The sequence below is a fragment of the Nostoc sp. DedSLP03 genome, assembly GCF_034530815.1.
GTDB lineage: Bacteria > Cyanobacteriota > Cyanobacteriia > Cyanobacteriales > Nostocaceae > Nostoc.
The window spans coordinates 1-12,901 of sequence record NZ_JAVRCK010000024.1 but is presented as its reverse complement, the minus strand read 5'-3'; the positions used below and the strand labels follow the sequence as shown (position 1 = coordinate 12,901).

13 protein-coding genes are annotated in these 12,901 nt (G+C 38.0%); 6 read left to right on the top strand and 7 right to left on the bottom strand.

The window, feature by feature from the left end; genetic code table 11:
• Positions 1 to 37: 37 nt before the first annotated feature.
• Positions 38 to 271 carry a hypothetical protein gene (locus RM368_RS13780; protein ID WP_322694573.1) on the bottom strand — a complete coding sequence of 78 codons (234 nt, stop codon included), beginning with the start codon at positions 269 to 271 and terminating at the stop codon, positions 38 to 40.
• A gap of 585 nt (positions 272 to 856) precedes the next feature.
• On the opposite strand from RM368_RS13780, the gene RM368_RS13775 reads away from it, so the two are divergent.
• Both RM368_RS13775 and RM368_RS13770 read left to right on the top strand, forming a co-directional pair.
• Positions 857 to 1,264: a VOC family protein gene (locus RM368_RS13775; protein ID WP_322694572.1), complete on the top strand. Its 408-nt coding sequence runs from the start codon at positions 857 to 859 to the stop codon at positions 1,262 to 1,264.
• Positions 1,265 to 1,717: 453 nt separating this feature from the next.
• Positions 1,718 to 2,623 carry a bestrophin family protein gene (locus RM368_RS13770; RefSeq protein WP_322694571.1) on the top strand — a complete coding sequence of 302 codons (906 nt, stop codon included), beginning with the start codon at positions 1,718 to 1,720 and terminating at the stop codon, positions 2,621 to 2,623.
• Positions 2,624 to 2,642: 19 nt separating this feature from the next.
• Here RM368_RS13770 and RM368_RS13765 read toward each other — a convergent pair whose 3' ends face one another.
• The 3 genes from RM368_RS13765 to RM368_RS13755 all read right to left on the bottom strand — a co-directional run bounded on the left by RM368_RS13765 (position 2,643) and on the right by RM368_RS13755 (position 6,124).
• A complete protein-coding gene (locus RM368_RS13765) occupies positions 2,643 to 3,695 on the bottom strand; it encodes an XcyI family restriction endonuclease (RefSeq protein WP_322694570.1) in 1,053 nt (350 codons plus the stop codon).
• Positions 3,692 to 5,140 carry a site-specific DNA-methyltransferase gene (locus RM368_RS13760; RefSeq protein WP_322694569.1) on the bottom strand — a complete coding sequence of 483 codons (1,449 nt, stop codon included), beginning with the start codon at positions 5,138 to 5,140 and terminating at the stop codon, positions 3,692 to 3,694. Before RM368_RS13760 ends, RM368_RS13765 begins: the two co-directional genes overlap by 4 nt.
• A gap of 135 nt (positions 5,141 to 5,275) precedes the next feature.
• Positions 5,276 to 6,124 (bottom strand): M28 family peptidase, encoded by an 849-nt coding sequence (locus tag RM368_RS13755; protein WP_322694568.1) that lies wholly within the window; start codon positions 6,122 to 6,124, stop codon positions 5,276 to 5,278.
• Between the two features lie 318 nt (positions 6,125 to 6,442).
• Between RM368_RS13755 and dnaK the strand changes: the two genes are divergently transcribed.
• Positions 6,443 to 8,512, top strand: a complete 2,070-nt coding sequence (dnaK, locus tag RM368_RS13750; protein WP_322694567.1) for a molecular chaperone DnaK — start codon at positions 6,443 to 6,445, stop codon at positions 8,510 to 8,512.
• 140 nt (positions 8,513 to 8,652) lie between these two features.
• The gene (locus RM368_RS13745) at positions 8,653 to 9,648 is read left to right on the top strand and encodes a DnaJ C-terminal domain-containing protein (protein WP_322694566.1); all 996 of its coding nucleotides are present in this window, start codon (positions 8,653 to 8,655) and stop codon (positions 9,646 to 9,648) included.
• A gap of 56 nt (positions 9,649 to 9,704) precedes the next feature.
• Here the strand turns inward: RM368_RS13745 and RM368_RS13740 are convergent, their stop codons facing one another.
• Complete coding sequence (locus tag RM368_RS13740; RefSeq protein ID WP_322694565.1) at positions 9,705 to 10,007, bottom strand: type II toxin-antitoxin system RelE/ParE family toxin; 303 nt, start codon at positions 10,005 to 10,007, stop codon at positions 9,705 to 9,707.
• Entirely contained in the window at positions 10,004 to 10,363 is a 360-nt protein-coding gene (locus tag RM368_RS13735) for a type II toxin-antitoxin system Phd/YefM family antitoxin (RefSeq protein WP_322694564.1), read from the bottom strand. The genes RM368_RS13740 and RM368_RS13735 overlap by 4 nt, the downstream gene beginning before the upstream one ends.
• 138 nt (positions 10,364 to 10,501) lie before the next feature.
• Here RM368_RS13735 and RM368_RS13730 point away from each other — a divergent pair, with 138 nt between their 5' ends.
• A complete protein-coding gene (locus RM368_RS13730) occupies positions 10,502 to 11,026 on the top strand; it encodes a J domain-containing protein (RefSeq protein WP_322673320.1) in 525 nt (174 codons plus the stop codon).
• 31 nt (positions 11,027 to 11,057) lie between these two features.
• Positions 11,058 to 11,330, top strand: a complete 273-nt coding sequence (locus tag RM368_RS13725) for a DUF3143 domain-containing protein (RefSeq protein WP_322694563.1) — start codon at positions 11,058 to 11,060, stop codon at positions 11,328 to 11,330.
• 70 nt (positions 11,331 to 11,400) lie between these two features.
• Here RM368_RS13725 and RM368_RS13720 read toward each other — a convergent pair whose 3' ends face one another.
• Positions 11,401 to 12,519 (bottom strand): glycosyltransferase, encoded by a 1,119-nt coding sequence (locus RM368_RS13720; RefSeq protein ID WP_322694562.1) that lies wholly within the window; start codon positions 12,517 to 12,519, stop codon positions 11,401 to 11,403.
• Positions 12,520 to 12,901 lie beyond the last annotated feature (382 nt).

Genomic DNA, 12,901 nt, shown 5'->3' with positions numbered 1-12,901 from the left:
TGTTCAAAAATCAAATATGAGTCCAAGATCACCCCGTTTAGGAGATGGATATGTAACAATTAATCAAGTCTCCTGTCTGTAATTCCTGCCATTCTCTATCTTGCTCGTAATGTAATAACATTAACTCAGCCTGTGCTGCCAATATGCATCGTCGTTCTTCTAATGATAATTTCATAAACTCCCGACGGCTGATACTCTTAGCTTGCACAAGTGTTTCTGAAGCTTCTAGCTGTGGTATGTCTCTCTGAGGAGTAGAATTTGAGATTTCCATACTTTCCCAGTAATTTTTATAAAAATTCCTAATTTATATTTATTTTACTGCACAGCTATAATATGCGTATTCATAATCAAAATCAAATATTCACTTGAATCTAGATTAGATTGCTGATTTAAAATTCTAGTGATGATAAAAACTCCAGAAATGTTTGTGACAAATCTGGAGTCAGGAAAGATACGCATTTACCTATACCAAATTTTCACCTTGAGATAAACCTACGTCATCAGGGTATACACTCAAATACAGATAAAAGTTTTTGAGGATTCTCGTTACACTCCTTCTTTGTTGGAAGTAACGCAAAACAGCCCCAGATAATCTGAGGCTGTTTTGCGAGAGTTGTTTGGTAGGAGGGGTACATCAATAAGTGATACCCATGTTAAATATAGATAATTCAGTATGCATCCTTATTCAGCGATGTTTTGCCATATCAGGATGATTGGGAAAATTTTTATGGCTTTTTTCAAAAAAAACTCCAGATGCACTTAAGGCATTCTGGAGCAGTAACAGGTTTCTAACATCAATCAATTTTTACATCTGCGATCGCCCGATGTCGTTAGGGTATATACTCAAATGTGTTTTATGTCTACTTATCCGCAAATCGACCAACAAGTTACCTTCTTTTCTACCCATAACCTCAATGTATCTACAGATTTCTACGAACAAAAGCTAGGTTTGGAGTTATGGCTTGACCAAGGAACTTGCCGAATTTATACTGTTAGTGGTTCTGGATACTTAGGATTGTGTCAAGCAAGCGAAACATTGGCTCCTCCAAGCGATAAGCAATCAAGTGTTATTTTTACCCTAGTAACACAGCAGGTGGATGAATGGTTTGAATATCTCAAAAAACGTGGCGTCGAATTTGAAAAGCCACCGACACTAAATGAAAAGTACAACATTTACCATTGTTTTTTCCGCGATCCTGATGGTTATTTGATTGAAATTCAACGTTTTGAGACTAAGGACAACAAAAAAGACATAACCCAATAAGTTATGTCTAGACATTTAATTTACAGGGCAGGATTTTTACAGGCTAGAACTTTTTGATTTACTAAGGTACATAATACCGACTAATGCTGTATAAACATTATCGGTAGAAATATACCTTTTCTTTCATAGATTTATCGGGATAAGATGTGGAGTTTATGCAGCCACAGAAAAATATTTACATTTATTTACAATTGCCGCTTATGTATCGCTTTTGACCTTTATAGAATGTCCATCTAATTGACGATCAAAAAACTCTCTTCTCTGTGTAAATGCTGATTTTAACCAGAGTTAATATTGGATTGCAAAAGCTAGAATACATTGTTGTCAGTATATTTTCTTAGTAAAAATATTTTTGGAAGTATTTATTTATTAAATATGCTACTTTTATAATTATTTTTAAGCTAATAAATATTGAGTGTATCGCTTCAAGAAATCTTTTATTAGGGTGACTACATGATAGCCGAAAAAATCAAATGGTTGCACACAGCACTACAACCTAAAGGTTCAGTGACGAAAGCAATTTTCAAACATATTCTATGGTGTGGAGCTTTTGGATTTTTAATTTCTTTGCTTTACTATTTTGACAAGCCTGTATCCCAACCTATTTTAGGAAGTGTTATTCCTAGTATTGTTTTAGGTTTGTTACTTGTCTTTCGGACAAATACTGCTTATGAGCGATTTTGGGAAGGTAGAAAATGCTGGGGATCTATAGTAAATAACGTCCGAAATCTAGCGCGGCAAATTTGGGTATCAGTAGATGAAATTTCACCAGAAGATAAAGACAAGAAAATTACAGCATTAAACTTATTGGCGGCTTTTGCGGTAACAACTAAATTACATTTGCGAGGAGAAGCTGTCAATAGCGAGTTAGAAGATTTAATGCCATCTACTAAGTATATAAAACTGAAGATTATGAATAATCCCCCCATAGAGGTTGCCTTTTGGATAGGAGATTATTTACAGGAACAGTATAATCGTAATTGCCTTAATAGCTACCAGCTAACATCAATGCAAGAATTATTGAATAATCTTGTGGATAACTTAGGTGCTTGCGAACGTATTTTAAAAACACCTATGCCGCTTGCTTATGCTCTTCATTTGAAGCAATTGCTAATATTATATTGTTTTTTGCTACCATTTCAAATAGTTGATAAGCTCGGTTGGTGGACAGGTTTAATTTCTGCTTTGGTTGGGTTCACTGTGTTTGGCATCGAAGCCATTGGCTTAGAGATAGAAAATCCCTTTGGTTATGACGCTAATGATTTACCATTAGATGCAATTTGTGAAACAATGAAGCGTAATATAGACGATTTAATTACTTTGACTCCGAATGCGCGATCGCACACAGAAAATATATGATTAAAACAGACATTACAAATTAATATAGTATTGAAAATACTTCTTGAATAAACTGGTCATATAGTATTGAGTCTTCGCTCAATACTTCTGTCAAGTTAAAATAGGTGGATATTATTGGATCATTTTGAATACGGGTGTGTACTTCAGTAGTGATACAACTGGCAATTAAAATAGATTTAACCTTTGGGTTCCTCCGAAAAACTTCTTCAAAGGATTTTTTAGCAGCACCGTAACGTTCTAGTGCTCCCGCAGGATCAGTTCCTCCTTTTATCTCAATTACACCTATTGTTGTACCTTGATTGTTTAAAAGCGAAATATCTGGCTCACTAGAAAAAAGTATAGAGGTTTGATTAGCCAACATTACGCCACGATAGTCCTCAATATTTCCTAGTTGTTCTTCAAGTTTGGCAGGATTATATACTTCAACTTTTGTACCCTGACGAGGAATAAAAGCAGCAAGAAGATTGCGTTCCTTAACCTCTTTGATAAGAAGTCGCTGTACAACTTTTTCTGCTTCTTCCCCAATAGCATTACGCCAAGAACCGTCTATTTGTGTCCCTGTTGAGGCTAGTAGTAGTCCATATAGTTCTTCCTCAGTCAAACTTTCTATAGAATTATCAATTATCAGCGATATATGTTCATTAAAAAGTCGAGAAAGAACTAAAACTTTATCTTCTCCTATAGAATATTTATTTTCTTGATCGAGTTCAATTCTTTTTACATCAATTGCTGCTAAGTACTTAACAGCTTTCTGAGAAAGCGCCGCAATATTACGATAATAAGCTAACAATGAAGAATGTTCTCGAATTAACCTGGGATGGCAAAATACTTGAATTAGCTGCAAATTAGGATGTTCATTGATATAGGTAAATGCTTCTTTTCCAATACCCCATTCTGCCCAATTTTCCCAACTATATAAATGATTAACTGGTAACAATGCATTTATTTGAGTTGGCAAAGAGAGCGTTTTATATTCCTTAAGCTTGCGATAAAAGAAGGTTGAACGCAAACGATAGTTTATACGATGCGCCTCAATTAAGATATTTGTTTCATCTAATGGCTCAGTACTCACTTTTCCCAAATATAAACACATTTACGTAGTTCTGTGCGCCCATGATTTCCCATTTGCTGGCTACTATTTCCTTTACCTCTTCCTAATGTCCAAATATATCGCGTTTTCAGTCCAAAAGACTCTGCGATATCTGATAAAATTAGGTCTACAGGAACTTCTTCTCCAGCATACCTTACGTTATCATTTACCATTGCGACTATACCGCCAGGTTTAAGAATACGAGCTAATTCATAAATTACAAAGCACATTTCGTAAAAATAATTACCTACCATTCTGACAATATTATCATTATTTAATTTACCTTGTTTTTTATAATCTTCTAGTATTATTAATACTTCTTGTAAAGCAGCCTGATTTTTAAAGGTAGAATCTATTTTTAAGAAATCCTGATATAGATTCTTAGCAGAATAATATTGTTCTAAGTAATTACGCTTGTCACGGTTTTCTACAGTGCATGATAGCATCTGCTGACGTAAATATTTTACTTTTTCTTCACTACATCCCAAAAATGCGAGTTCAAGAGCATACGTGCGAGTGTAATCATATCTATTAACATAAGGTGGAGACGTAATGACAAAATCAATACTATTCTCTTGGAGAGTTGGAAGAATTTCTAAACAAGAACCTTCGTAAAGGTTAGGTTCTATATTTTTAACAAAATTAGATTTAGTGGTTGCCAATTCTAATAGAAAATTATCATTAAATAAATTTAGTTGCACAGGACTGATATTTAAATCTGATATAATTTTTTTTAGTTTTCGATTAATTGCATCTTCAAAAGATAAAATTTCTCCTTTATTAAATTTACTATTTCCCTTTGAGCGACCTGAACGGCTATCCCAGCGCAGATATTGTCCATCTTTTCTAGTGTAGCTAATATCCTCCAAAATACAAAATGCTGCATATATAAATAGAGTACTGATATCTTTATTTAGAATAATATTTTTACAATAAGATATGTAAGCAATTAGTTTTTCTTCATTTATCGAAGAAAATGCTCCACGGGTTATTCCTAAATGATTAAATATGAACGATTCATCATAATATTTTTGAAAATTGATTTGTTTGAACTTTGTAATTTCTAAATTTAATAACTCTATATCTATTTTTTGAGCGATAATTCGAGCTTGTGTAGCAAAAAGCCCAACAGGTAACAGTTCAATTCCCGTAGTTTGCCACCCTAACGCACTTGCAGCAAACAAAGATGAGCCAACTCCTGAAAATGGATCTATCAGTACACCTGCTTCTGGTTTAAATTCTTGAAGAAGATAGGTAACTATACGTTCTGAAAATCCTTCTCTATATTTGAACCAAGAAGAAAATGGAGTTTGTTTATTACCCTGGTAACTCACTAAGGTTCTATCTAAACAAGAATTATGAATAATCTTTAATTTAAATTTTTCGTAAAGCTCGTTTCTTTGATTTGAAGAGGATATAAGTTGCATCAAATTACTTAAACATTCAACTTTGATTTACAAATAAATATGTTAAGTTAATATTTGTTAGCTATTATTTTATAGTTTTTATTTATTTACAATAAATAAAATTATTATTTCTTAGTTCATAATTATACTAAATTTTTATAGACTCCGAATCGCAATTTCTAACCCTTCACATACACGAGTCAGAAAATCTAAATCCAAAGTAGCGATCGCATCACTAACTTTGTGATAATGTGGATTTCGCAAGAATGCCGTATCTGTCACCATCATTGCTGAATAACCCAAATCCCAAAATGGAGCATGATCGCTACGTCTGGTTTGGGGAACTATTAAACCTCGATTCGGCACGGGTAGCCATTGACTAGATACGCCAGCTTTGCGAATATTACGGCTCATGCCAATTAAGTCAGGCAATGTCCGCAAGTTACCAATTAAAGCAATAAAATCACCCGTATCTGGGTAGAAGCGTTCCAGAGGAGGGGGATAACTTTGGGAACCAGGTGTAGAATCCTTATAGCCCAGCATTTCTAAGGAGATCATTAAGCGTAGCTGTTGCTTTTGTTGATGCAACAGGGCTGCATAGTCAGTACTACCCAGTAAGCCGTATTCTTCCATATCGAAAGCAACCAGTCTTAAGGGATATCTCACAGGTTCGGCAGCAAATTTTCTCCCTAATTCCAGCAACACCGCTACACCTGTAGCATTATCATCAGCCGCAACTGTTCCTGGAACGCCATCATAATGAGCGCCAATTAAAATTGGTAGTAAATCCTTTTTTTGCCCTTTAGCTTGGGATGGTAAATTTAATATCAAGTTATTACAAGTTTTACCTCTGACTTCAAAGGTGTGGATTTCCACACTCCCCCATTGAGAAAATTGCTGGCGGATATATTCTTGGACAAAAAAATGTCCAGCCGTTGCCATATAAGGATCGCGTTCTCGCGCGATCTCACTCAGGGAAGTCTGTAATCGCTCTGTTAAATTCAAATCTTTTAAGTAGTAGCAATAATATGAGAATTTTCAGGCACTCAAAAAAGCAGAGCAGGCGTTGTTAAGTTTAACTTACCAATTTGCAGATAACTTAAACAGAAATAGGGGGATATCAAGAATTGAGGCTGCTTGGGCACACCAACCATCTCAATGCTATCCTAGTCTTGCAACTATCTCCTCTAGCTGCACTTATTAGCTTACTGCCTTAATGATCGGTATTATACATTGAGGTGTTTTTATCTTGTAGCACAAAGCTAGAGGTAGTTCCGCCCAATCATAATAAATATATAAGACACTTTAGGAGAAGAGTAACGCATGGGCAAGGTAGTCGGCATCGACTTGGGTACAACCAACTCAGTAGTCGCCGTTATGGAGGGTGGCAAGCCGGTGGTGATTGCCAATGCAGAAGGAATGCGAACAACCCCCTCCGTAGTTGGCTTCAGCAAAGAAGGTGAAAGGGTGGTTGGGCAAATGGCACGGCGACAAACCGTCCTCAATCCTCAAAATACCTTTTTTGCAGTTAAACGTTTCATTGGGCGTAAGTATGGCGAACTGAATGCAGATTCCAAGCGTGTACCCTACACCATCCGCAAAGACGAAGTAGGTAATATTAAAATTGCCTGTCCTCGTCTGAATAAAGATTTTGCCCCAGAAGAAATTTCGGCAATGGTGCTGAAGAAATTGGCAGACGATGCTAGTCGCTATTTGGGTGAACCAGTCACAGGGGCAGTGATTACAGTACCCGCCTATTTTAATGATTCTCAACGGCAAGCAACCCGCGATGCTGGCAGAATTGCTGGTTTAGAAGTGCTGCGGATTCTCAATGAACCGACTGCGGCATCTTTGGCTTATGGATTAGATCGAGGTGACACGGAAACTATCTTAGTCTTTGACTTGGGCGGTGGCACCTTTGACGTGTCGATTTTAGAAGTAGGCGATGGGATTTTTGAAGTCAAAGCTACCAGTGGAGATACGCAACTTGGTGGGAACGACTTTGACAAAATAATCGTAGATTGGTTAGCAGAGCAATTTCTGGAAACAGAAGAGGTAGACTTAAGACGCGATCGCCAAGCTTTACAACGTCTGATGGAAGCGGCGGAAAAAGCCAAAATTGAGCTTTCTGCTGTCAGTGTCACCGAGATTAATTTACCCTTCATCACTGCCACGGCAGATGGCCCAAAACATCTCGAAACTCGTTTAACTCGTTCCCAGTTTGAAGGTTTGTGTGGTGATTTGGTGGGAAGATTGCGGACACCAGTAAAACGCGCCCTCAAAGATGCCGGACTTTCACCTAGAGACATTGAAGAAGTTGTGTTAGTTGGCGGTTCTACACGAATACCAATGGTGAAGCAGCTTGTACGCGACTTGATTGGCATAGAACCCAATGAAAATGTCAACCCCGATGAAGTCGTGGGAGTGGGTGCAGCAATTCAAGCAGGTATTCTTGCAGGCGAACTCAAAGATGTGCTGCTTTTGGATGTCACACCCTTATCTTTGGGTTTGGAAACCATCGGCGGCGTGATGAAAAAACTTATCCCCCGCAACACAACCATCCCAGTACGTCGTTCTGATATTTTTTCCACGTCTGAAAATAACCAAAATACTGTGGAAATTCACGTAGTCCAGGGCGAACGGGAAATGGCAGCAAGCAACAAGTCTTTAGGACGGTTCAAGCTCTACGGCATCCCACCTGCACCACGAGGAATTCCCCAAGTTCAGGTGTCATTTGATATTGATGCTAATGGAATTTTACAGGTAACAGCCTTAGATAGAACCACTGGACGAGAGCAGAGTATCACCATTCAAGGCGCTTCCACCTTGAACGAGTCGGAAGTGAATCGGATGATTCAAGACGCTCAAAAATACGCCGATGTCGATCGCGAACGTAAAGAAAGAATAGAAAAGCGGACTCGTTCTGAGGCGTTGATTTTCCAAGCAGAACGACAACTTAGAGAAGTCGCCCTGGAATTTGGTATGCAGTTTGCCCGCAGTCGCCGCCAGAGAATTGATAATATTTGCCGACAACTGAAAGAGAGTCTTCAGGAAAATAGCGATCGCGGTATCGATCAAGCCTACGCCGACTTACAAGATGCTCTCTACGAGCTAAATCGGGAAGTCCGCCAGACTTATGCTGAAGATGAAGACGATGACTTGCTTGGGACTATCCGTGACATCTTTACTGGCGGTGATAAGGAACGAGAACGCGAATTTCCCAGAGATACATATCGAGAACGCGACTCATACAGTAAAGATTATGGCAGAGACTATGGCAGAGATTATAACCGCGATAATCGTTCTTCCTCTTATGAAAGCCGTCCTCCACGCAAATCCCGCCCCAGCTATCAAGATAACTGGGATGATGAAGAAGACAATGATTGGTTATAAGAAAAGTTAGGAGTAGAGACGCGATTAATCGCGTCTTTCCAGGAGTTAAAAATAAATCTTTCAACTCATAACTCCTAACTCATAACTCATAACTCCTCTCTTTTAATTCATCTAAAATCTAAAATTTAAATAATTGAACTATGCAAAATTTGCCGAACTTTCGCGATTACTATGAAATTTTAGGAGTATCTAAAGATGCCTCCGGTGAGGAAATTAAAAAGGTTTATCGGCGGTTAGCAAGGCAATATCACCCCGATCTAAATCCGGGTAACAAAGAATCTGAGGAAAAATTTAAGGATATTGGCGAGGCTTATGAAGTTCTTTCCGATCCAGCCAAGCGATCGCAGTACGACCAGTTTAGCCGCTATTGGAAGCAAAAAGGCTTTGCAGGTAACAAACAAACGCCAAAGGCTAAAACTTGGCAAAGTAGCGCTAGCGATCGCAACGGTAATCAAGATGTAGATCCCAGCCAATTCTCCGACTTTGAAAGCTTTATTAATCAAGTTATTGGCGTTAAAAATAAAAGTGCGGCAAATAACTCCAGTAATGGCAATAATAGCGATCCGTTCCGTTCTCCCAGAACAAAAGTTGCATACACAGTTAATCCCCCACCTCGCACCACCCGCCGAGATATAGAAGCTAGATTAACGCTACCACTAGAAAAAGCTTATCAAGGCGGTAATGAACGCATTCGTTTGGAAGATGGGCGATCGCTAGAAGTTAATATGCCTCCAGGTATGGTAACAGGTCAAACCATCCGTTTGCGGAACCAAGGCGTTGGTGGTGGCGATCTATACTTAAAAATTACCGTTGAACCTCATCCATTATTTAAGCTAGAAGGTTTAAATATCGTCTGCCAAGTACCTGTTACTCCCAGCGAGGCAGTTTTAGGAGGACAAGTAGAAGCACCTACTCTTGACGGCCCTGTGAAAATGACCACCCCTCCCGGAGTCCGGTCTGGTCAAAAATTTCGACTAGGCAATAAAGGTTATCCTAACGATGCCGGCAAACGTGGCGATCAATTAGTAGAAATTCAAATAGTTACACCGAAAAATATTAGTCAAGAAGAACGGGAGCTTTACGAAAAGTTGCGGCAAATTGAAACCTTTAAACCCCGTGCTGATTTAATACGTTAGCGACCAAGATACCAATCTTAATAAAGCTATTAACCAGAAGAATGACTAATTTGTAATTAGTCTTCGTCATCTTGAAAAATAGTTTCTATATCTTGTGAGCCGTGTAAGATACGTACAATTTCTATGCCTTCGTCTATTAGACTATAAAAAATTAAATAATTTTTCACCGGGAAACTTCGCAAAAAAGGAGCCAATTCATTTCGTAGTCTGCCCATTTTGGGGAATTTGGCCAGTTTTGGAAAGGTTTCTCGCAGAATATCAAAAAGTGTGTCAGCAGCTTTTAAGTTATTTGGAGCAAGATATTTCCATATATCCTCAATATCTTGTGCTGCTTGAGTAGAAATACGAAATCGACTCATAGAGAATCGCTGTTAGCCAAATTTTGCTGTCCTCGTGCTTTAATATTTGCAAAAAAAGCTGAAAGTGACTCGTCGTTATATTCAGTATACTGTCCACTATCGAGTTGCTTTATACCAATGTCAATTTGACTGCGTAATGCTTCTAACTTGAGTTTTTGCAGTTCTTCCTCAAGACGCTGGAGTTCATCTATCATTTGTTGAAACGCTTGCGCTTCATGTACCACAACCTCAGCTTTCCCATTCACTGTTAGTACAAGTGGGGACTTTGTGGCCTTGATTTGTTCTACGTAATCTTTGGCATTGCGCTTAAAGTCGGTAAGAGTTTGAATATTTTCGAGATTAATTTTGATCTGCATCGCATCTAATTAAATGCTTTATAAAATATTTTATCAGATGCTAGACCTGCTGTGTCTTCTGAAATTCACAAAGGATTTAAAATATAAAAAATATCTTTGAGCAAAGTGACTCAAACAGATGTGAATCAAAACGGGGCAATGCCACAAAGCAGCGAACCAACTTATTACTCCCTGCTAGGACTGCATCCCTGGGCATCGGTAATTGACATTCGTCGTGCTTATCGGCAACTGAGCAAACGCTATCATCCTGATACTACAGACTTGCCGACTGCGATCGCCACTCCCAAATTTCAGCAAATCAACGAAGCTTACGCGACACTTAGCCATCCAGAACGCCGATTAAGCTACGATTTGAAAATTGGCTATTCTCGCTTTGGAGTGATTCAACCACCCCCTGATTTGAATCATCCCGTCTCGCATTCTCATGACTGGTCAAAATCAGCTTACCTCGATGCGAGCGATCGCCCTTTATCATCTGGCGAAATATTTGCTTTATTTATGCTGGTGTTAACATTTGTAGGTTGTCTGTTATTAGCAGTTGCCATTGGCTTAACTCGTGGCGAAGCTGCGATCCATTCCCATTTGCTGCAACCAAATACATCTGTACAACAGCAAATTAGCTATATATCGCAATTAATTGCCCATCCGATAATTAAAAATTAAACAATTCCCTAATCCAAAATCAAAAATTCCTATGGCTCTTCTTCCCTCTGATACTCCTTTATATAATCATCCCCTGCCACAAATTGAGCAGTGGCTAAAAGACCAAGGCTGTCAACAAGATGAAACACAAAGGCATTGCTGGCGCGTACAGCGACCTAATTGGCAAGCTGAATTATGGCTTGATGTTGAGCAAATCGTAGTGCGATATATCCAATCTGGGGAAAATGGACAAGATATCCAACGCTCATTCAAGTATTCTCTTAGTCGGAATGATGTAGAAGAAGCTGTGTTTTCTGGGCCATAAGGAAGTGCTTATGTACTATTGGTAGAGCTTCCAATCAGCCTGTTATAGGGCAGCAACTTTGTAATGGCAATTATGTATCAGATTTTGTTACTAATGCTTTAGGAGTAACTTGGCTACAAATTTCCAGTAGTCTATTAACGGCACGGGCTGCTGAAAACTTCTCTGCAACGTATTGGCTGGACTGAAAACCCCGATTAATTGCTTCATTTGGATTATCTAGGCAATATCGCATACATTTGGCTAATTCTTCTGCATCTTCATTTTCAAAAAATAGGCTCTGCGGCCCTCCTACTTCTGACAATCCTCCCATTTTTGAGACAATCGAGCAGGTTTGAACGCTAGAGGCTTCTTGCACTACGTAAGGTGCTGGATCTTGCCAACGAGATGGAGCAATTAAAGCCAAAGCATCTTGAACTTTTAGAAGTACTTCTTTTTGAGGAACTTTACCCAAAAAATTAACTTTATTAGCAATTCCTAAATCAGACGTTAGCTGCTTTAATTGCTGAGATTGTTCGCCATCGCCAATAATAGTAATTTTAAATTCTTTATTTTCATCTTGTAAAATCCGCGCTGCTTTTAATAATATATCTACACCTTTGTCTGTAGCTAATCTCCCGACAAAAATAAAATTATATGGTTGAGATAAATTTTCTAAAGTTTTAAGCTGGTTTTCCGACTTGATTTCAATCGGATTATATAACGTATCAACTGGCCAAGGAAAAGCAGAAGATTCTCCTAAAAAGTTACTACAAGCTGTATGATAATCGGCTAAGAAAGCAGTAGAAAGTCGGGTGCTTAGGCGTGCCCATTTGATCAAAGTGTGTAATTTCCACTTTAATGGATAATTAGCTTTTGGCAATGTGTGTTTAAATTCAGCTTTTAAACGTTGCGTCAAGTTCATCGGCTCATAACTAGTATGAGTAGATTGATAAAGAGAATAATGATATTTAATAATTATCTTTTTTTGCAAAGCTTTACATAACAAAGTAAATAATAAGTCGTTAGAATTCATGTGTACTATATCTGCCCAAGCAATATAACTAAACCATTTAGTGATATTATCTTGTCTGGTCAAAATAGTTTTAACTTCAATTAATCTAGCTTCCAACTCAGGAATAATAGAATAAATATAAGTTAAAACTCCACTAATTTCATTGTCATAATGACGGTGTTGAATTAATATTTTCATACATCAGGTATGGGAAATTTTGTATTTATGAAAATTGTGGTTGAGCATAACTATGAGCGAAAATTTTGCTCAGTCCCAACGAGACACGTTTTGCGATCGCAATCCTCGCTACAGCCATAGTTATAAATTTCCTCACCCATCTACTTAAACCTCATCTACGTTGAAACCTAGAGTTTTTTAAAACATATATTTTTGTAGGTTGGGTGGAGTGAAACGCAACCCAACATTACCACCAAATTTTATGTTGGGTTACGCTATCGCTGCACCCAACCTACAAAACTACTACAGTCATAGTTATAAATTTCCTCACCCATCTACTTATATGCAGTTATAGGAATCATATTTGATTTCTGAAAAAGACTACGAGATAATACGGAGGAAG